General features: G+C 74.2%; 13 protein-coding genes. 5 read left to right on the plus strand and 8 right to left on the minus strand.

Going from position 1 to position 21002, the window contains the following annotated elements; translation table 11 throughout:
* Window positions 1–82: 82 nt before the first annotated feature.
* Both AB0M08_RS28225 and AB0M08_RS28230 read left to right on the plus strand, forming a co-directional pair.
* A complete protein-coding gene (locus AB0M08_RS28225; protein ID WP_364499360.1) occupies window positions 83–1801 on the plus strand; it encodes a stealth family protein in 1719 nt (572 codons plus the stop codon).
* Window positions 1802–1819: 18 nt separating this feature from the next.
* Window positions 1820–3082 (plus strand): nucleotide sugar dehydrogenase, encoded by a 1263-nt coding sequence (locus AB0M08_RS28230; RefSeq protein ID WP_364499362.1) that lies wholly within the window; start codon window positions 1820–1822, stop codon window positions 3080–3082.
* 175 nt (window positions 3083–3257) lie between these two features.
* Here AB0M08_RS28230 and AB0M08_RS28235 read toward each other — a convergent pair whose 3' ends face one another.
* Genes AB0M08_RS28235 through AB0M08_RS28245 form a run of 3 tightly spaced genes read right to left on the minus strand, consistent with a single transcriptional unit; the run spans window position 3258 to window position 6436 of the window.
* A complete protein-coding gene (locus tag AB0M08_RS28235) occupies window positions 3258–3638 on the minus strand; it encodes a GtrA family protein (RefSeq protein WP_364499364.1) in 381 nt (126 codons plus the stop codon).
* A 3-nt stretch (window positions 3639–3641) separates the two neighbouring features.
* A complete protein-coding gene (locus AB0M08_RS28240; RefSeq protein WP_364499366.1) occupies window positions 3642–4799 on the minus strand; it encodes a glycosyltransferase family 2 protein in 1158 nt (385 codons plus the stop codon).
* Window positions 4796–6436, minus strand: a complete 1641-nt coding sequence (locus tag AB0M08_RS28245; protein WP_364499369.1) for a hypothetical protein — start codon at window positions 6434–6436, stop codon at window positions 4796–4798. The genes AB0M08_RS28240 and AB0M08_RS28245 overlap by 4 nt, the downstream gene beginning before the upstream one ends.
* Before the next feature lie 104 nt (window positions 6437–6540).
* Between AB0M08_RS28245 and AB0M08_RS28250 the strand changes: the two genes are divergently transcribed.
* Window positions 6541–8562 carry an acyltransferase family protein gene (locus tag AB0M08_RS28250; protein WP_364499372.1) on the plus strand — a complete coding sequence of 674 codons (2022 nt, stop codon included), beginning with the start codon at window positions 6541–6543 and terminating at the stop codon, window positions 8560–8562.
* An 84-nt stretch (window positions 8563–8646) separates the two neighbouring features.
* Here AB0M08_RS28250 and AB0M08_RS28255 read toward each other — a convergent pair whose 3' ends face one another.
* Together AB0M08_RS28255 and AB0M08_RS28260 are read right to left on the minus strand one after the other, a co-directional pair.
* Complete coding sequence (locus AB0M08_RS28255; protein WP_364499457.1) at window positions 8647–9384, minus strand: hypothetical protein; 738 nt, start codon at window positions 9382–9384, stop codon at window positions 8647–8649.
* 2 nt (window positions 9385–9386) lie between these two features.
* A complete protein-coding gene (locus AB0M08_RS28260; protein ID WP_364499375.1) occupies window positions 9387–11582 on the minus strand; it encodes a glycosyltransferase in 2196 nt (731 codons plus the stop codon).
* Between the two features lie 101 nt (window positions 11583–11683).
* Here AB0M08_RS28260 and AB0M08_RS28265 point away from each other — a divergent pair, with 101 nt between their 5' ends.
* Both AB0M08_RS28265 and AB0M08_RS28270 read left to right on the plus strand, forming a co-directional pair.
* Window positions 11684–14068: a glycosyltransferase gene (locus AB0M08_RS28265; RefSeq protein WP_364499378.1), complete on the plus strand. Its 2385-nt coding sequence runs from the start codon at window positions 11684–11686 to the stop codon at window positions 14066–14068.
* Window positions 14069–14256: 188 nt separating this feature from the next.
* Window positions 14257–14742: a CAP domain-containing protein gene (locus AB0M08_RS28270; RefSeq protein ID WP_364499381.1), complete on the plus strand. Its 486-nt coding sequence runs from the start codon at window positions 14257–14259 to the stop codon at window positions 14740–14742.
* Between the two features lie 324 nt (window positions 14743–15066).
* Here the strand turns inward: AB0M08_RS28270 and AB0M08_RS28275 are convergent, their stop codons facing one another.
* The 3 genes from AB0M08_RS28275 to AB0M08_RS28285 form a co-directional block, all read right to left on the minus strand.
* Window positions 15067–16092 carry a class I SAM-dependent methyltransferase gene (locus AB0M08_RS28275; RefSeq protein ID WP_364499384.1) on the minus strand — a complete coding sequence of 342 codons (1026 nt, stop codon included), beginning with the start codon at window positions 16090–16092 and terminating at the stop codon, window positions 15067–15069.
* Window positions 16093–16166: 74 nt separating this feature from the next.
* Window positions 16167–18593: a glycosyltransferase gene (locus AB0M08_RS28280; protein WP_364499387.1), complete on the minus strand. Its 2427-nt coding sequence runs from the start codon at window positions 18591–18593 to the stop codon at window positions 16167–16169.
* Window positions 18594–18728: 135 nt separating this feature from the next.
* Window positions 18729–21002 carry a [protein-PII] uridylyltransferase gene (locus tag AB0M08_RS28285; protein ID WP_364499390.1) on the minus strand — a complete coding sequence of 758 codons (2274 nt, stop codon included), beginning with the start codon at window positions 21000–21002 and terminating at the stop codon, window positions 18729–18731.

The following is a 21002-nucleotide window of genomic DNA, read 5'->3' on the forward strand; positions in this document are numbered from 1 at the left end:
CATCGCCGCCGACGAACACGCAAAAGGCCATACATCGTGATATAGGCGCAACTTTCGCCGATGACACGACGTTAGGGCGAGCGTGCGTAAGGACGACGGCCCGACCCTGCGGCGGATCCTGCGGCTGGCGCCCTGGCCGGTCCGGCGGCGGATCTTCCGTGCCGCCCAGGCTCGCCTCCTGCCCCGGATCGCCCCCGAACGCCGGCTCCGGGTGGCCCGCGCGCTGATGCCGCTGCCCGCTCCCCGGCGGCACCGGCCTGCGGCGCCGGGCGCGACGATCCGGGTCCGCACGGCCGCGGGGCGGGTTCCGGCCCGGGTGGTGGCCTCCTCGGCCCCTTCCCGGGTACGCCGGGAGAACCTGGACCGGGTCACCGGAACACTGGACGGCGGTGGGGTGGCGTGGTTCCGCGTACCCGCCACGGATCCTCTGCGGACGGCCCTCGCCGTACGGGAGACCGATCGGAGGACGGCCCTCCGCCTGCTGAAGCGGACCGCCCGGCGGGACCACGGCCGGATCCTGACCGTCGGCGCCGGCGTGGTGGCGGTCTGCTGGCCGGTGAGCGACCCGGGCGGGACCCTGGTGCTCGGCGCCGAACACGCGTGCGAGGTCGAGTTCTGGCGGGAGCACGGCGACCGGCTGATCGCGCCGCGGCGCAACCCGGTGGCCGACTCGATCCCGGCCGGCGAACCCGAGGTGGACGCGCCCGAACCGGTCTTCGGCGACTTCAGCGATCCGGCGGACACCACCGCCTACCGGACCCGGCGGATCTTCACGGCGGTCGGCCCGGACCGGATCGGCTTCCCGGTCGACGCGGTGGTGACCTGGGTGGACGGTGGCGACCCGGCCTGGCAGCGGCGCAAGGCCCGGGCGCTGGCCGGCAACGAGTGGGTGACCGAGGTCAACCGGCAGGCCGCCAACGACTCCCGGTACGCCAGCCGTGACGAACTCCGGTACGCGCTGCGCGCCGTGCACTGCTTCGCCCCCTGGATACGCCACGTCTTCCTGGTCACCGACGACCAGGTGCCGGCCTGGCTGGACCTGGGCCACCCCGGGCTGACCCTGGTCGGGCACCGGGAGATCTTCGGGACGACCGGCACCCTGCCGACCTTCAACTCGCAGGCGATCGAGTCCCGGCTGCACCGGATCCCCGGGCTCGCCGAGCACTTCCTGTACCTCAACGACGACATGATCCTGGGCCGCCCGGTCACCCCGGACCTGTTCTTCACCCCCGGCGGCCTGACCAAGTTCTTCCCGTCGAAGAACCAGGTCGACCTGGACGACCGGGGACCGCGCGACCGGCCCGCCGACTCGGCCGCCAAGAACAACCGGCGGCTGATCCGGGAGATGTTCGGCCGGGTGCTGACCCGCAAGATGATGCACACGCCGTACCCGTCCCGGCGCAGCGTGCTGGAGCAGATCGAACGGCACTTCCACGAGCAGGTGCGCACCACCGCCGAACACCAGTTCCGGCACCCGGACGACGTCTCGCTGCTCTCCTCGCTCCAGCAGTACTACGCGTACCTGACCGGGCAGGCGGTCACCGGCACGATCAGCTACCAGTACACCGACCTGGCCGACGCCGCCACGCCGGTACGCCTGGCCACCCTGCTCCGGCACCGCCACATGGACGCGTTCTGCCTCAACGACGTGGACACCCGCGGCGAGGCGGTCGCGGTCCAGGACGCGCTGCTCGCCGAGTTCCTGCCGGCCTACCTGCCGTTCCCGTCCCCGTACGAGCTCGCCCAGCCGCGTGCCGGGACCACCGCCGTCCCGCGCCCCGCTCCACGCCTGGCCGCCTGACCATTTAGGAGAACTCCCGTGACCTACGACGTCGTCATCCTCGGCCTCGGATACGTCGGCCTCCCCCTGGCCCAGCAGGCGATCCGGGCCGGCCTGACCGTGCTCGGATTCGACGTCGACGAGACCGTGGTGAAGTCGCTCGCCGCCGGACGCTCGCACGTGGACGACCTGAGCGAGGCGGACGTGTCGCTGATGCTGCGCGGCGGCTTCCACCCGACCGCCGACGAGACGCTGATCGCCACCGCGCGCACGGCGGTGATCTGCGTGCCCACCCCGCTCTCCGAGGGCGACGGCCCGGACCTGCGCGCGGTGATCGGCGCGACCCGGGCGGTCGGGCGCAACCTGCGCACCGGGATGCTCGTGGTGCTCGAGTCGACCACGTACCCCGGCACCACCGACGACGTGGTGCGCCCGCTCCTCGAACAGCTCTCCGGCCTGACCGCTGGCGCCGACTTCCACCTCGCGTTCTCCCCGGAGCGGATCGACCCGGGCAACGCGGTCTACGGCGCGCACAACACCCCGAAGGTGGTCGGTGGCTGGACGCCGGCCTGCACGTCGGCGGCGGCCGCGTTCTACGGCCGCTTCATCGAGACGGTGGTCCGGGCCCGCGGCACCCGCGAGGCGGAGACCGCGAAGCTGCTCGAGAACACCTACCGGCACGTCAACATCGCGCTGGTCAACGAGATGGCGCGGTTCTGCCACGAACTGGACATCGACCTCTGGGACGTGATCAACGCCGCCTCGACCAAGCCCTTCGGCTTCCAGGCGTTCTATCCCGGGCCGGGCGTCGGCGGTCATTGCATCCCGATCGACCCCAACTACCTCTCCCATAACGTACGCAGCAAGCTCGGCTACCCGTTCCGCTTCGTCGAGCTGGCCCAGGAGATCAACGCCACGATGCCGGCGTACGTCGCCCGGCGCGCCCAGAACCTGCTCAACGCCGACGGGCTCGCGGTCCGCGGCGCCTCGGTCCTGCTGCTCGGCATCACGTACAAGGCCGACATCGCCGACCAGCGCGAGTCGCCGGCGTCACCGCTCGCCCGCCAGCTGGCGTCGCTCGGCGCGGTGGTGAGCTACCACGACCCCCACGTGACGACCTGGGACGTGGCGGGCCTGCCGGTGTCCCGCAACGACGACCTGGAGGGCGCCGTCGCCGCCGCCGACCTGGTCATCCTGGTCCAGAACCACCGCGAGTACGACGTCGACGCCCTGGCCCACATCGCCAAGCGCTTCTTCGACACCCGCGGCGTCACCACCACCCCCTCCGCCCACCGCCTCTAGCCACCACCCACCCCTCCCACCCCTCATCCCGCCCCGCCGCCAACCCGCCCGCTCTCCGTCCTCATCCCTCCCACCCCACGTCACTCCGCCTCACCCCTCAGCGCGTCGGCAACGCTTCCCGGTCGCCGGCTGCCCGGTCGCCGTGCGCGCGGGACCGGTCGGGACTGTGTGGACTTCAGGCGGCGGGGGAGAACGTCCAGCGGGAGTTGAGGGCGTAGTTGAGGAGAGGGATCACCGTGAGGGCGACGAGCTGGACCGCCGGATAGGGCAGGGCGAGGAGCTCGGTGCCGAGCCAGACGGTCAGCGTGTTGAGGGTGAACGCGGCGGCGGTCACGGTGAGGAAACGCGGAACGGCCAGAGCGTGACCGGTGGACGAGCGGAACACCCAGGAGCGCTGCAGGGCGTAGGACACCAGGATGCTGGCGAGGAAGCCCGCCGTCGACGCGGTGATCGGGGGCAGGTGGAGTACGTGGACGCCGGCGAAACCGATGCCGAAATGTGTGAAGGCGCTGGCTCCGCCGCTGAGGGCATAGCGGAGGAGCCGGGCGAACGACACCGGTCAGCGCTCGGCCCACTGAGCGGCCGAACCGACCGGCTCCTCCGCCACACGCGACAGGACGGCGTGCGCACGGTCGGCATGCGAGGAAGCGACGTGCGGGAGGCCGGTGCGCGACGACGCGGCGTGCGGGAAGGCCGTGTGTGGAGCGGCGGGGTGGGGGGTGCCGGTCTGTTCGCGGATGAGGAAACGGGGGCGGCCGCGGACCTCCTCGTGGATGCGGGCCAGGTATTCGCCGATGACGCCCAGGCCCAGCAGGATGAAGGTGCCCATCACCAGCAGGAGCAGGATGACCGTGGGGAAGCCGGCCACCGAGTGGCCCTGCATCCAGCGGACCAGGGTCTGCACGCCGAGGGCCAGGGCGAAGACCGCGAACGCCAGGCCGACCAGGGTCACCAGGTGCAGCGGGGCCGAGGTGAACGACGTCAGGCCGTTGACGGCCAGGCGGAAGAGGGAACGGGCGGTCCAGCGGGAGACGCCGCCCTCGCGGTGGTCGATGTCGACCTCGACGGTGTCGCGGGTGAAGCCGATCCAGGTGCTGGTGCCGCGGAAGAAGGACGAGTGCTCGGGCATCGCCAGCAGGGCCTGCAGGGCGGGGCGGGCGAGCAGGCGGAAGTCGGTGGCGTCGACCAGGTCCACCGTGGTCATCCGCGTGAAGGTGCCGTTGAAGATCCGGGCGGCGAGGCGGTTGCCGAACGACTGGCCGGTGCGGTTGCGTTTGACGGCCTCGACCACCTGGGCGCCGGAGCGCCAGCGGCGGATCATCTCGGGGATGGCGGAGGGCGGGTGCTGGAGGTCGGCGTCGATCACCACGGTGGCGTCGCCGGTGGCGTGCGACAGGCCGGCCAGCAGGGCGGCCTCCTTGCCGAAGTTGCGGGACAGCCGTACGCCACGGATCCGCGCGTCGAGCAGGGCGTGCGCGGCGATCCGGCTCCACGAGTCGTCGGACGAGCCGTCGTCGACGAGGATCAGCTCGTACCGGAGAGGCCGCCCGTCGAGAAGGCCGGAAGCGGCGGGAGACGCCGGACGGGTGGGCGAGGCCGGAACGGAGGGCGAGCCGCCGGCGGGAGGGCCGAGGATCTCGTCGATCCGGGCGATCAGGCGGTCGACGCCCGGGCCCTCGTTGTAGACCGGCGCCACCACCGAGATCAGGTCGGTCATCGCGGGGCCGCACTGCAGAAGCGGCGCCCGGCCAGGTGCCCGGCGGCCCGGTCGAGCGCCTGGTCGAAGCGGCGGAGCTCGGCGGGGTAGCCCGTCCGGTGGGTGGCCGGCAGTGTCGCCACGAACTGGCGGCGCAGCGCGCAACGGCGGGCGTCTCCCTCCGGCGTACGATCAAAATCAGACAATTCCAGGGCGACGCGGTCGTGCACGAAGGGTGCCGCACCGGCGGCGCCGGAGGCGCGGAAGTCACGGTTCGCGGAGGCGGAGACGGCCGCGACGACGGCCAGGAGAACGACCGACAGGGCCATGCCGATCCGGTGCACGCGAGCGCTGCGGTGGCCCCGGGCGAAGACCGCGGCGAGCAGCGCGACGGTCAGCATCGCACCGCCGACCGTGGCCAGTCCGCTGTCCCGCCAGCCGATCCCCCACCAGCCGTGCGCGACCAGGCGCTGCATCGCGGCGTTGAGCGCGCCCAGCGTCGCGGCGAGCAGCAGCACGGCCGCGCCCGCACCGGCCAGCGCCCGGGACTGCACCCGGTCGGGAGCGTCGTAGCGCGGCAGGTCACGCCAGAAGCGGCGGGCGAGCAGCAGCAGGAGGAGGAGCGCGAGCAGCAGGGCGGGGCCGAGCGTGTGACCGTACGGCCCCTCGCCGGCCCGCTCCCACATCAGTGGGGGAAGCCAGGCGGTGAGGCGGTTCGGCAGTGCGGCGGGCACACCGGCGAGCGAGACGTCCGAGCCGGTGTAACACCCGCCGTCCGCGCAGCGCCGGGCGATGATCGCCCGGACCGGCAGCAGCACCGGCAGGAAACCGGCCCAGAGCAGCGCGGCGAACCGGGCGCCGGAGCCGCGCAGGGTCTCCCTCCGGTCCAGGCCGAGCACCACCCGGCCGCGCAGCAGCACCACGGCGGTGGCCAGCGGCACGGCCAGGCAGGCCATCTCGTTGAACGCGGCCAGCCCGGCACCGAGCAGTACCGCGAGGGCACCGCGCCACGCGCCGAGCCGGATCCGGCCCACGGCCAGGCAGGCGACCGCCGCGACGGCCAGCACCAGCGCGCCGGTGACGAAGTACAGACCTCCGAAGAGGACGGTGGTGCTGGCGCTCCCGGCCGCCACGAAGCCGCCGCCCACCGCGAACGGCAGTAGCGCACTGGTCATCGCGGGCGGCCCGGCGAACGGGCGGCCACGGGTGACCAGGCACTCGGCCAGCACCACGGCGGCGAGCGTGAGCAGGACCGCGGCGGCGTACGCGACCACGCGCAGCGCGACGTTGGCGGGCAGCCCGAGCAGTTCGGCGATCCCGAACACCACGGCGTCCAGGGCCCACTCGACGATCCGGCCCAGTGGGCGGAAGTTGCCGAGGTTCAGGTACGTCGGCACCGTGGCGAACGCCTCACCCACCAGCTCCCACGGGCGGGTGAGGTAGCGGCTGCCGTTGCCGTACAGGTTGAACCGGTGGTCGGCGCCCGGCGCGAGGGCGATCAGCGGGGCGGTCACCACCAGCGGGACCAGCACGGCCCGCAGCACGATGGCCCGCCAGACCGGCCGCCACGGCCGTGGATCGCCCGGCTCCGGCGGGCCCTCCGGTGTTCCGGAACCACCCGGCTGCCGCACGGTGGCCCGCAAGGTCTCCGCTGTCACACCAAGCGCAACGACGCCTCCACACCGAGGTTGCGACGGACGACGTGCCCCGATCGGCCGGCCCGACACCTCGACCGGCCGACGTCCGTTGAAGGGCGATGAGCATGTCACCGACGACCTTCCGCCGCGACGTCGAGGGGCTGCGCGCCGTCGCGGTGCTCCTCGTCGTCCTCGGCCACGCCGGGGTGCCGTACGTGACCGGCGGATACGTGGGCGTGGACGTCTTCTTCGTGATCTCCGGCTTCCTGATCACCTCGCTGCTGCTGCGGGAGGCCGCCGGCACCGGCCGGATCTCGCTCCGCCGGTTCTACGCCCGGCGGGCCCTGCGGCTGCTGCCGATGGCGGCGCTGGTGCTGGTCACCACGCTGCTCGCGGCCCGGGCCTGGCTGCCGGCGATCCGGATCGGGGATCTGGCCCGGGACGCGCTCGCGGCCGCCGGGTACGTGGCCAACCTGCGGTTCGCGGCCATCGGGACCGACTACCTGAACGCGGACGCGCCGCCCTCGCCGTTCCAGCACTTCTGGTCGCTCGCCGTGGAGGAGCAGTTCTACCTGCTCTGGCCGCTGCTGCTGATGCTGCCCGGTCGAAAGTGGATCATCTCGGCGGCGATCGTGCTCTCGCTCGGCGCGAGCGTCGCGATCACCGGCCAGAGCGCCTACTTCGGGCCGCACACCCGGATCTGGGAGCTCGGCGCGGGCGCCCTGCTCGCGATGGTCGCCGATCGGATCCATCTCGGACAGTCTGCGAGGAGCGTCCTGGGCGCCGCCGGGCTGGCCGCGATCCTCGGGGCGGCCTGCGGGTTCGGGGAGCTCTCGCCGTACCCCGGCTGGCGCGCGATCGTCCCGGTGGCCGGCGCCCTCGCGCTGCTCTGCGGGCGCCTGCGCCCTCTGGAGGCGGGGCCGCTGCAGGCGGTCGGCCGGCTCTCCTACGGCTGGTACCTGTGGCACTGGCCGGTGCTGCTGATCGGCCCGGCGGCGCTCGGCGTGGAACCGTCCCTCCCGCTCGGGCTGGCGCTGGCGGCGGGCTCGCTCGGGCTGGCCTGGGTGACGTATCACCTGGTCGAGGACCCGGTCCGGCGGCACGCGGGGATGCGGCGGCGCCCGGTGCGCGCGCTCGGGCTCGGCGCCGGGCTCAGCGGGGCGGTCGCGGCCGTCGCGGTCACCATCGCGCTGCTGCCGCACCCGGTACCGGCCGGAGCCGCGGCCCGCGACCTGCCGACCGCGATGGCGCACGCGATGGACCCGTACCCGGTGGTCGCCCGCGCGCTCGCCACCGGTCTGCGCCTGCGCGAGCTTCCGGCGAACCTGACCCCCACGTTGACCAGGGTGAACGCGGACAAGGCCCAGGTCTGGGCGGACGGCTGCCACGTCGAGATCCCGGTGACCGCGGCGCCGCCGGGCTGCGTCTACGGCGATCCTTCCGGTACGTCGACCGTCGTGCTCTTCGGCGACTCGCACGCGGCGCAGTGGTTCCCGGCGATCGAGCAGCTGGCGATCGAGCACCGCTGGCGGCTGATCTCGCTCACCAAGTCCTCCTGCTCCGCGGCCGACCTGCGGCTCTGGCACGACGGGCTGCACCGCGAGTACACCGAGTGCGCCGCGTTCCACGACGCGGTGATCGCCCGGATCCGGGAGCTGCGGCCGAGCCTGGTGGTGATCGGGTCGAGCTTCAACTACCGCCCGGCGGAGACCACGACCGGCGAGGCGGACACGACCGGCGAGGCGGACACGACCGGCGAGGCGGAACAGTGGCGGGACGGGTGGGGACGCACGTTCCGGGACGTCCAGGCGGCGGGGGCGCGGGTGGCGATCTTCGCGGACACGCCGTACCTCGGTGGCGAGCGGGTGCCGGTCTGCCTCTCCCGGCGGGCCGAGGAGAGGCGTATCGATCGATGTGCGAAGTCGGTCAGCGCGGCCCTGCGCGGGCCGGTGCAACGCCAGGTGGTGCTGGGGTACGCCGACCCACGGGTCACCGTGATCAACCCGGTGCCGTGGCTCTGTGACGAGACGAGGTGCCCGCCGATCGTCGGCAACGTGCTGGTCTACCGCGACTCGAACCACCTGACGACGACGTTCGCCCGGACGATGGCGCCGCTGGTGGACGCCGTCCTGCCCCCGGTGGAGTGACCCGGACGAGGCTGGCCGGTCACACCGCGAGACCGGCCAGCCTGTCCGAAATATCAGGAAATTTCGCCAGAATGCGGCGAGGTGTCAGCGCAGCAGGTCGGCGAGCGTCGGCGGGTGCAGGCGGTCGATCACGACCGTGCGGACCGAGCCGTGGTCCCGGCAGAGCTGGGCCAGTCGCTCGGCGAGCAGGTCGTCCCAGGCCCGGTCCGGCCGGTGCCGCTCCCAGGTCTCCCGGTCCGGCAGGTACTCCAGGATCACCCCGAGCTTGCGCAGCAGCGAGAACGCCGGATCGTCGGTGAGCACCACCGGCTGATGGTCCGGGTTCACCAGCAGCCGCTGGTTGACCGTGGTCAGCAGGGCCCGCAGCGCCTCGTGATCCAGGCCGATCGCCACGTACAGCTGGGTGGGCAGCCGCTTCGGCGCGGGCCGGGGCGCCGGTACCGCACCCAGCACCGGCCCACCGCCCGACCGCTTCCGCAGCCGCCGGGCCAGGCCCCGGACCAGCCGCGGCGAGGCGCCGAACGGGTCCCGGGCCAGCGAGACCAGGGCCCGCCCGAGCCGGTACGAGCCACTCCCGCGCAGTCGCAGCGCCTTCTCCCGCTCCCGGTCGCGCTGGTCGGTGACCCGATCGCAGCGGGCGCGCCAGGAGTCGCGCTCCAGCTCCACCGAGCGCATCCGCCCGGTCAGCGCCGCGATCTCCCAGCGCAGGGTGTCCAGCTCCGCCGCGGCACCGCCCGCCGCCACCGTCGCCGTGGGCCCCGGCCCCGTGGGCACCGATCCCGTGGGCACCGCCGTCGGGGCCACCGTCGTCGTGTCCGCCATGTTCACGCTCCGCTCCGTACGTTCTCGGCCGCCAGCCCGGCCAGCCACCGTGCCGCCTCGACGGCGCCGTTGCCGAAACCGATCTCGGCGCAGCGGCGGGTCAGCTCCGCCCGTACCTCCGGCCGGACCGCCCGGGCCAGCACCCGGTCCAGCTCCTCGCCGTCCGGGTCCTCGACGCAGAGCGCCGCTCCGGTGGCCGCGGCGAACCGGGCCCGAGCCACCTGGTCGTCCAGGGAGGTCTCCCGGTTCGGCACGAAGACCGCCGGCACCCCGAACGAGAGCAGCTCGTGGAACGAGTTGTAACCGGACGCGCTGACCACCAGGTCCAATCCACGCAGATATCGGCTGATCGGGTACATCTTGACCACCCGGGTACCGGGCAGCGGCGGCATCGGCTCGGTCGCGATCATCGACTCGGCGAGCAGCACCTGGAAACCGGCCTCGTCCAGGTGCCGGGCGATCCGGGCGACCGGCGACGCGATGTCGTTGATGTTCCCGGCGCCGAGCTGCAGCAGCGCGGCGGGCCGGCCGGGTGTCAGGCCCAGCGCGGCCCGGGCCTCCTCGGGCTCCGCCAGGTCGGCCGGGTCGAGCAGGGTGATCGGGTCGACCGTGTGCACCCCGGTCCGGTCGGCGACGGTCGGGCCCTCGTCGGCGGCCGCGGCGAACTCGCCCGGCTCCAGCACCCCGTCGAAGGCGTCCCGCCGGGCGATCCACTCCGCGCCGACGTCCCGGCGCCACATCGGGCGGCGTACCCAGACCCAGGTGACCTCGGGGCGGGACGCCGCGGCCGCCACGATCCCCTCGTGCGGCACGCTGTCGACCGCGACCACGGCCGGCTGGTGCAGGTCGACCAGGTGCTCCAGCCGGGACTGCAGGAACCCGGCCCAGCGCTGCCTGCCCTGGCCCAGCACGGCACGGGACGGCAGGTACTCGGTGAGGAAGCCCTCCCGGTGGGCGACCGAGGCCCCGTACGACTGGGTGGCGATCACCGCGGGGTGCGCGCCGGGCAGGCGGCGCCCGATCGCCATCAGCCGGGAGAGGTGGCCGAGCCCGGCCCCGTTGTCGCTGACCATCAGGACCGGACGGCGGGCGTGGCGCGGCGCGGCGGGCGGAGCCACCGGCACGGTGAGCCGGACGCCGCGCTCGAGCAGCCGGTCCAGGTGTGCGGCGGTCCCGTAGTTGGCCTCGGCGAACTCCCGGGCCCGCTCGATCACCTCCCGGTACCGGGCCGGGTCGGCGTGCAGCTCGCGGACGAGCGGCAGCACCCCGTCCGGGGTGGTGTAGAGCGCCGCGTCCCCGAAGACCGGGCGGAAGTGCTCGCCGATCAGCGCCGGCACCCCGGCGGCCATCGCCTCCAGGATGGTCCGGCCGAACGCCTCGACCAGGTCCGGGTCGTGGAAGTAGACGAAGAAGTCGATGCCGCCCAGGAACGCGGGCGGCTCCTCGGCGCCGAACGGGACCAGCTCCCAGTTCGCCGGGCGCCGCCCGAGCCGCTGCGCCGCGAGCTCGCCGCCGCCGAGGATGCGTACCCGCACCCCGGGGTCGTCCGGGTAGGCGGCGAGCAGCTCACCGGCGGTCCGCGGCCACTTCACCGCGTCGGCCCGCCCGTGCCGCCCGATCACCGGCAGCTCGCCGAGCGGGCCGGTCCGCCCGGTCCACCAGGCGGCCACGTCGATGATCTCGTGCCAGTCGTCCGGGGCGAGCGGCGTGTCCGGGGCGGAGCGCAGCACCTCGGCACGGACCTGCGGGCTGATCGGCGCCCACTCGATCGGCGGGCCCTCGCCGCCCGGCCCGAAGTACAGCTCGACACGGTCGCGTACCTGGTCGACGTCGTAGTAGCGGACCGGGTCCACGGCGTCGCCGGGCGCCTGGTTGAGCACCATGACCGTACGCCCGGCGCGGATCCGCGGCACCACCTCCAGGTCGGCCGTGAAGATCCGCGGCTGCCGGATCACCAGCAGCCGGGCCACCACCGGGGTGTCCGGCGCCGCCAGCACGGCCAGCCCGTCCCGGATCAGCTCGGCGATCCGCGGGCTGAACGGCAGCCCGTCGCGCTGGTGCGGGGAGGGCACGTGCACCAGAACGGTGGTCAGTCCCGCCGCCGCCTGGGCCCGGACCTCGGCGGCGATGGCCGAGGAGGTGCCGCCCGGGTAGCGGAAGTCCGAGAGGATCGCGACGTCGTGGACGGTCGAGGTCATGATCGCAGAACTCCGATGCTCGACGGCCGGTTTACCCGCCGGGGTCAACGACGGCCGGCCGATCACGTCACGGTTGGCCGGGCCCGCCCGTTGGGCAGACCATGCGGAGGCACACCACCCCTGACGCGTACGGATCCGCCCTGCTGGCACAGCATCTGCGAGCCCTGCGCCGATCCGGGCCGGAGGGCCCGGGCGCGGCCGCGCTGCACGCGCGCGCGGCGGACGCACGGGCTCTTCTCGCGCACGCGGCCGGCGTCCACGACGTCGACGACCTGATCGCCCTCGCGCACGCGGGCGGCACCCTGACCGTCTCCGTGCCCGGGGGCGACCCGTGGGCGCTCGGCGAACTGGCCCGGGTGATCGCGCTGCAGGACCTGGAGGCCGAGGACCGCCCGGACGGGCTGGCCCTCTTCGACGCGCTGCTGCGCACCGTCGGGCCACGCGCGGTCGCCCCCGAGCACCAGGGCCTGCACGCGCAGCTCGCGCTCGCCGCCGGACGGGCCGGTGACCTGCTGGAGACCTATCCCCGGATCCCCCGGCCGGTCCACGAGGCGCTCACCGTCGACCTGGCCGAGCCGCACGCGTGGCTCGCCCGGTTCACCGCGCTGCTCCCGGCGCCGGCGTTCACCATCGAGCCGGGCGACGGGCCGCGCTTCGACCGGATCCGGTCCGGCGCGGTGGCCAAGACCGGCGGGCCGCACCGGATCACCACGATCGTCACCACGTACCGGCCGGGGCGGGAGCTGATCACCACGGTCGCCTCGCTGATCGCGCAGAGCTGGACCAACCAGGAGATCCTGGTGGTCGACGACGGCTCCGGGTCGGATCACACCGCGCTGCTGGACGAGGTGGCCGAGCTCGACCCCCGGGTACGCGTCCTGCGGATGCCGATCAACGGGGGCACCTACCTGGCCCGCAACGCCGGGCTGGACGCCGCGACCGGGGAGTTCGTCACGTTCCAGGACTCGGACGACTGGTCGCACCCGTTCCGGCTGGAGCGCCAGGTGACACCGCTGCTCACCGAGCCGACGCTCTTCGCCACCACCACGGCGGGGATGCGGGCCACCGCCGACCTGGTGATCACCCGGCCGGGGTTCCCGCAGCACCGGTCGTACAACCTCTCCTCGCTGATGGTGCGGCGGGGTCCGGCCGTGGACCGGCTCGGCTACCTGGACACCGTGCGCAAGGGCGCGGACGCCGAGTACGTGGAACGGGCCCGCGCCGTGCTCGGCCGGGCCGCCGTCCGGCACCTCGGCGGCGCGCCGCTGGCCCTGATCCGGCTCTCCGGTGGGTCGCTCTCCAGCGCGGACATGGCGCCGGGCTGGATGCATCCGGCCCGGCACGCGTACCTCTCGGCGTTCCAGGCCTGGCACGCCCGGGTGGCCGCCGGGCGGGAACGGGCGTGGCGGCCGCGCTATCCACAGCGCCGGGCGTTCGCGGCGCCCCGGCGGCTGGCCGGCGACGCGGCGGTCCGGTCCGCGGCGTACGACGTGATCCTGGCCGGGGACTGGACGGACGGCGGGGCGGACCGGATCCGCGCGGTCGGCGCCCGGGGCGTGCCGCTGGCCCTGCTGCACCTCGGCGCGCTCACCACCGGGCCGCGCAACCTCGACCCGGACGTCCAGCAGCTGGTCAACACCGGTGCGGTGGAGCAGGTGGTACTCGCCGACGAGGTGCACGCGCGGCTGCTCGTGGTCCGCGACCCGGCGGTCCTCGCCTTCGCGCCCACCCTGCCCAGCGGGATCCGGGCCGACCGGGTGGTGATCGAGGGCGGCGCCTCCTGGGCCCGGGCCGCCGACGTCTGCTCGGCCGCCGCGGAGCGGCTCTTCGGCACCGCTCCCTCCTGGGCACCGGCCGGGCCGGCCGGGCGGGCCGCGCTGGCCGCTCTCGACCTCCGGCTCACCCCGGCGGACCTGCCGGGCACGGTCGACCTGCGGCGGTGGGGTGCCGAGCGGGTCGCGCCCCGGTCCGATCGTCCGGTGGTCGGCCGGATCGTCACGGACGGGCGCGAGGAGCTGCGCCGGTTGCGCTCGCTGCTGCGTGATTCCGGCGATTTCGACGTACGCCTCCTCGACCGCACCGGCGAGACCGGGGCGACCTTCGGGTCCCGCCCGCCGCTGAGCTGGCTGATCTACCAGGATCCGGACGTCACCCCGCGCGGCTTCCTGCACCAGATCGACTTCTACCTGCACCTGGGCCCGGACGACGCGCCGCCGGACCCGGACCCGGAGATGCTGACCGCGCTCGCCGCCGGCTGCGTGCTGCTGCTGCCGCACCGCTACGAGCCCACCTTCGGCCCGGCCGCGGTCTACTGCGCCCCGGAGGAGCTGCGCGCGGTCCTGCGCCGCCTGCACCGCCACCCGGAACGGTTCCGCGCCCAGAGCACCCGCGGCCGCGAGCTGGTCCGCCACGCCCACCACCACGACCACTACGCCAAGGCGATCACCGAGCTCCTCGCGGAGCAGCCGCAACCAGCGCGGGGATAACCACAACCAGCGTGGGGTGTCAGCCGAAACCAGAGTCGCAATGCCGCTGAGCGGAGCGAGGCCATCGAACCCGGCAACCGTTCAGCCACCGTAGGGCACCGACCAGGCAATCAAAGGGGGCGGAGGGGCGACGAAGGGAATGGTGAACCTGGCAGTGAGCCAGGCGCCGTACTTCGAAAGGGTCCACCTTGCGCTCGCTTCTCCGCCGCTTCGCCCTGGTCGCCGCCCTCGCCCCCGCCGCCGCCCTGGGCGCGACGATGTTCGCGACGTCGGCCTCTGCGGCTCCGGCCTCCGAGGCGAGCCTCCAGAACCAGATCAACAGCCTGATCAACGTGCAGCGCACCTCGCACGGCTGCGCCGCCCTGAAGGTCAACGCCGCGCTCACCACCGCCGCCCGCGGTCACAGCGCGTGGATGGCCCAGACCGGCACCTTCAGCCACACCGGCAAGGGTGGCTCGAACTTCGTCGCCCGCGAGAAGGCGGCCGGCTACCGCTCGCCGTCGGCCGAGAACATCGCCTGGGGCTACCGCTCGGCGAACGAGGTCGTCACCGGCTGGATGAACAGCCCGGGCCACCGCCGCAACATCCTCAATTGCCAGTCGAAGACCGTCGGCGTCGGCGTCGTCCGCGCCGAGAACGGCACGCCCTACTACACCCAGGACTTCGGGTACTGAGTTTGATTGCCTCGCTCCGCTCGGCGGCATTGCGCCCCTGGAAGCTGTTGCCGAGAGCGCTGAAAACGTCTCCGCTTCGCTTGACGTTTTCAGAGCTCTCGGCAACAGCGGGCGCAATGCGACTCTGGTTGCGCTTTCCCCCAGTGGACCGCAGCGCCCTCGGCTACGGCGGGCGCAATGCGACTCTGGTTGCGCTTTCCCCCAGTGGACCGCAGCACCCCTCGGCTACGGCGGGCGCGATGTGACTCTGGTTGCGCTTTTCTCCCGATGACCGCAGCGCCCCGCCGATCCCCCTGCGGCGGGGCGCTGCTTTCTGCCTGTGTTTCAGGACACCGCGAGGGCGGCGGGGCGGGCGAAGGAGAGGACCGCGTGGCGGCCGAGGAGTTCGCCCTCGCGGGACAGGCCGTCGATGGTGGCGATCCAGCGCTCGATCGCGGCCTGCTCGTCCCGGCGGTTCGCGTCGTCGAAGACGATCGTGGCACGGTCCGCGAGCCGCTCGCCGAGTACGTGCAGCGCCGGGTAGCGGCTGTCCGGGCCGGTCGCCGCCGGTGGGCCGTCGACCAGCACGAAGTCCACCTCCGACAGGTCCGCGAAGGTCGCGGGGTCGTACCAGGGGAAGCTGCGGTCCTCCAGCTCGACCGGGGTGAGCGGGGCGTCCCGCACCTCGGCCACCCCGGTGAGCCCGTGTGCGGTCAGCGCCTCCCGGGTCCGGCGGGCGTACTCCGGGTCGTGGTCCAGCGAGACCAGCCGTCCGCCGGTCTGCTCCAGCACGTACGCCAGCCAGACCGTGGACGTGCCGCTGCCCAGCTCCAGCACCAGCCGGGGACGGCGGGTCCGGACCAGGAAGAGCAGCTCCAGCAGGTCGGTCGGGTTGAGCGCGAAGTCCCCCGAGGAGGGCATCGGCGCGCGCGGCGTGAACCCCTGGAAGAGCTGCATCGCGGCCTCCACCTCACGCGGCACGGCCACCTGCACGTTGCGTACGCCCCGGTCCGCGATCCGCTGCACCCGGGCGACCGCCTCGGCCAGCTCGCGGTGCCGGTCCTCGGCCGCGAGCCGTTCGCGCTCCACCGCGGCCACCACCCGGCGCTGGGTCTGGTCGAGCACCGCCCGCAGGTCACGGACCGCGTTCCGGTCGGCGCGCAGTCCGCCCAGCCGCCGGGCGAGCAGCAGCAGCCCGGCCAGCACCCCGGCGAGCAGCACCGCGAGCAGGCCGACCGCCATGTCCGGGTGCCCGGTCGCGACGGCCGCCCACACCCCGAGGACCAGGATCAGTGCGGCCACGGCGACGGCGGTCCGGCGTGGGCCGAGCCCGCGTATCGTTCCGGCCAGCCGTCGAAGCTCACCGATCATCCAACACCCCTCCGTACCGTGCGACAGGGCCGCGTGGGCGACCCACCTGCCCTAACGGCACAACGTACGCGGCGTTACGCGCTTCGCACGCGAGGCGAGGGCGGCACCGGCCAGGGTTCGCGCAGCAGGCCGGCCACCCGGTCGGCGAACCGGTCCGGGTGGTACTCCTTCTCGATCGCCTGCCGGGCCCGGCGCCGCTGCTCGACCGCGAGGGTCCGGTCCGCCCCGAACCGGCGCAGCAGCTCGCCGACCTGGTCCGGGGCACAGTAGACGGCCGTCTCGCCGTGCCCGGCCGCGTACCGCTCGGGCATCACCACCAGGCAGCCCTGCGCGGCCGCGTCCAGGGCGGGCCGGTGCACCGGAGCCGCACCGGATCCGAAGTGGAGGTAGAAGTCGAGCTGGCCGAGGAAGGTGCGGTCGTCCAGCTCGGCGGCCGGGAAGATCAGCCGGCCGGGTGGCTGGACCGGTGCCGGGATCCCCTCGGTGAGCCGGATCCGGACGTCCACCCGTCTCAGTTCGGCGAAGATCGCGAGCGCTCCGGGGTCGGTCAGGTCGGTGCCGATCACCGGGATCCGCGGTATCCGTGGACGGCGCGGCGGGACCGGGTCCAGCGGCACCGCGGTCGGCAGGTCGTAATCGGTCAACACCAGGTCGGGGGCCTGTCTCAGCAGCGCCGTGCGCACCACCCGGTCCTGCGGGCACCAGACCGGCGCGACCCCGAACATCCGCTCGGCCGACGCGGTGCAGTCGCCGGCCTCCCAGCGGCGCACGCTCCCGTCGGCGGCGCCCGGTCCCTGGTCCGCCAAGATCATTATGGTACGGGGGCAGAGCCGGACCTCGCCGTCCGGCGCGAACTGCAGCACCCCGGGTTCGCGGACGATCAGCAGTCCGGCCTCGACCCGGTCGGTGAGCGCCACCGCGCCGATCCGCCCGGCGTTGACCAGTTCCTGAACCCCGGTGTGCATCCCGAAGCGCTTGCGGGCCGGCCAGCGCCACTCCTCCAGATGCAGCACGGCGACACTCCGCCCGGACCGCAGCAGCGCACCGATCTCGGCCAGCGCGGACCGTTGCGTCGCGCCCGGACGGCGGAAGTCGGCCGCTACGACGACGTCGTACGCCGCAATCGGGAATTCCTCCCCGGACGGCCGCAGGAGATGCGCCGGAGCCGGAAACGGACGGTCCCCGCCGTCGCGCGGCCGGTGGGCCGCAACCGCACCCTCCGCGATCCGCCGGTGCCAGAGCGCGTAGCCGGAGCGGTAGACGGCCCGGGCCGGATGGATCCAGTGCGGCAGCACCTCGGCCCGGGAGAGCGAGCCCGCGGAGAGCCGGATCAGCGCCAGATGGGCGTCGATGTGATGCGACGCGCGCGGGCCGAACGCCGCCTGGATCCGGTCGATGTACTCGGAGTCGGCGCCCTTGCGGACCACGTCCAGGTAGCCCGCGCCGGCCAGCACCGCGTCCCGGCGCACCAGCAGCGACGACGGATTCAGCCGGCCGCCGCGCCGCCCCAGCCGGGTCAGCGTCAGCTCCGGGGTCACCCGGCGGCCGTCCGAGGTGCTCGCGACCAGGCCCGGATCGGCCAGCAGCGGCGCCACCTGCAGCTCCAGCCGGCGCGGATGCGACCAGTCGTCGGAGTCCTGGAACGTGACGAACTCCCCGGCCGCCGCGTCCAGCCCGGCGTTGCGGGCCACGTAGGTACCGGCGTTCGTCTCCTGCCGCAGCACCCGGACCCGCGGGTCGAGCGCCTCGGCCCGGGCCAGCACCTCGCCGAACCCGGGCGGCGAGGCGTCGTCCACGATCAGCACCTCGAGGTTGCGCCAGGACTGCCCGGTGATCGACCGGACCGCGGTGAGCAGCCCCTCGTCCGGCCGGTACGCGGTCACCACCACGGTGATCTGTTCCGGTCGCACCACCGGTTCGGGCGACGTAGCCGGACGGAGCCGGTCGAACGGCGTCAGCCCGGCCCGGTCGTCCAGCCCGATCCCCGGCACCACCGCGGCGAGGCGGCGGAGCCAGGACCGCTCGTCGCCGCCCGTACCCCGGCAGGGGTTGGCCAGATCGATCGCGACCTCGCGCCGCACCGCGCGGTCCATCCGCTGATACCGCCGCAGCAACAGCCGGGCCAGCCGGTCCTGCCCGGCCAGCAGCGCCAGCTGGACGTGCACCGCGCGGTGCCGCACCGGGATCGCCCGGCCGCCCAGCGCCGTCCGGACCAGCTCGAAGAGGTCCAGCGCGTCGGAGGCGTCCTCGGGCGCCACGTCCTGCAGCGCCGTCACGTGCGCGAGGGCGGCCAGCAGCTCCGGGCGCGCCGCCCGGCCCCGCGATCGCAGCCAGTTCCGGTTGCCGCCCCGGGCCGCGGTGAGCAGCCCGGTCAACCCGGCCGTCCCGCTCAGCCCGGCGCTCGCCAGCGCGTCCCGGTAGGCCGCCGACCGGTTCCGCACCGCGGTCGCGACGAGCACGGCGGCCCGATCGCCGGACCACGCCGCGAGGTGATCATCCATCAATGACCCGCTCATCGGGCTGTCCAACGCGGTTGCCCGCGCCGAGTGACGACGCGCCGGCCCTTGGCTGGTGCTGAGGGGTGTGTCCGCGTCCGCGACACACCCCTCAGCACCAGCCGGCAGGGTGGGCGAGCGTCAGACTGCGGCCAGGACCGCTCGCTCCACGCGGTCCCGCTCGGCCGGGTCGTACCCGGTGCCGACCAGGTAGAAGGCGTCGACGACGTCGCCGCCCAGGGTGGAGATGCGGGCCGCGCGGATCTCGGCGCCGGCCTCGTCGAGCGCGGTGGTGACCCGGTACAGCAGGCCGGGCGAGTCGGCGGCGCGCAGCTCCAGGACCACCGCGTCGGTCGCGACGGCGCGCTGCCAGATCACCTTCGGCTCGGCGGTGCCGCCCCGCTGGCTCATCGCCCGGGCCCGGACCCGCTGGGTCACCGACACGTCGCCTGCGGCCACCCGGCGCAGGTCGGCGGCGAGGGCCACCGGGTCGTAGGGGGAGCCGTACCGGGGCTGGGTGTAGAACTCGACGATGGCCCGGCCCTCGACCGTGGTGGAGGTGTTCGCGGCGACCACGTCGAGGCGGTGCATGGCGAGACAGGCCGCCACCCCGGCGAGCAGGCCCCGCCGGTCGGCCGCGGCGACCGAGACCTCGTCGCCGTCCAGGTGCACCACCGGCAGCTCGCCGGTGAGGAGTTCCGGGTCCGGCTCGGGCGGCTCGGGCAGGGCACCGGTGTCGAGCGCGGTGTGCACCCGGCGGACCAGCTCGGCCATCAGCCGGCCCTTCCAGTCCGACCAGGCGGCCGGTCCGGTGGCGTGCGAGTCGGCGCGGGCCAGCGCGTGCAGCAGGTCCAGGGTGGCCGGGTCGCCGACCGCCTCGGCGACCGTCGAGATGGTCTTCGGGTCGCTCAGGTCGCGGCGGGTGGCCACGTCCGGCAGGAGCAGGTGCAGCCGGACCATCTTCTCGATGGTGGCCACGTCCGCCGGGGGCAGGCCGATCCGGGCGGCGATGTCCGCGGCGATCGGGGCGCCGACCACACTGTGGTCGCCGGGCAACCCCTTGCCGACGTCGTGCAGAAACGCGCCGATCAGCAGCAGGTCGGGGCGGTCCACCTCGCGGGCGTACCTGGTGGCCTCGTACGCGGCCTGCACGAGATGGCGGTCCAGGGTGAACCGGTGGATCGGGTGGTGCTGCGGCAGGCTGCGCATCCGGGCCCACTCGGGGAGCCAGGCGTCGATCAGGCCGTACCGGTCGCAGGTCTCCCAGGCGGGCAGCAGTCCGGGCCCGGCGCCGAGCAACGAGACCAGGGCGGCCCGGGCCGCGGGCGGCCACGGGGTGGGCAGCGGCGGGCAGAACGCGGCGAGCCACTCGCTGGTGGCCCGGGCGATCGGCAGCTGCACGGTGGCGGCCGCGGCGGCGACCCGCAGACTCAGGCTGGGGTCCGGGACCGGGCCGATGGCGGTACGCGCCAGCACCAGTTCGCCGTCCTGCTCCACCACGTCCCGGGCGACCGGGCGGCGGGCCGGCGCACCGGCCGGGCCACCCCGGCGGCGGCCGGCGCGCAGACGGTCGATGGCCCGCCAGGCGTCGTCGACCGCGTGCGCGACGGTCCGCGCGTCGCCGGCGACCCGCCGCAGCAGGGTGTCCGGGTCCTCGATCTCCAGCAGGTCGGCGACGGCCGCACGTTCCTGGGCGACCAGCCGGTCGACCCGGCGGCCGACGGCCAGGTGCAGCGCGTCGCGGGTGTCGAGCAGGCGCAGGCTCGCGGCGCGGACCGCGGGGCGCATGGTGTCGGCGATCCCGGCGCGGCCGATGCCGCGCAGCAGGGTCACGTCGCGGAGACCGCCGGACGCCTCCTTGAGGTCGCCCTCCAGCAGGAAGGCGAGCTCGCCGTGGCTCGCCCAGCGGGTCTCGGTCAGCTCCTTGAGCTGGGGCATGAGGCGGACCGCGGTCCGTCGCCACTGGTCGCCGGCGGCCGCGATCAGCTCGGCGGAGAGGCTAGCGTCGCCGGCCACGTGCCGGGCGTCGAGCAGTCCGAGGGAGACCTTCACGTCGTCGTGCGCGACCGAGAGGGCCTCGGGCACGGTACGGACGGAGTGGTCCAGGCCGAGCCGCGCGTCCCAGATCGGGTACCAGAGCGCGGAGGCGATCCGGTCGATCCCGGCCGTGCCGTTGTGCAGCAGGACCAGGTCGAGATCGCTGTAGGGGGCGCAGTCGCGGCGGCCGAGACCACCGACCGCGAGCAGGCTCACCCCGGTGAGGTGCGAGGGGAAGAGCTCGGTCAGCCACACGTCGAGCGCCGCGGCCCGTTCGTCACGGGCCGCGGCGCCGATGTGCTCACGCAGCTTGTCGAGCGAGCCACCGGCTGCCGGGCGCGCCGGCGGGGCCGGCGGCTCACTCAACGGATTCGTCAT

It is taken from the genome of Actinoplanes sp. NPDC051851 (assembly GCF_040681165.1).
GTDB lineage: Bacteria > Actinomycetota > Actinomycetes > Mycobacteriales > Micromonosporaceae > Actinoplanes.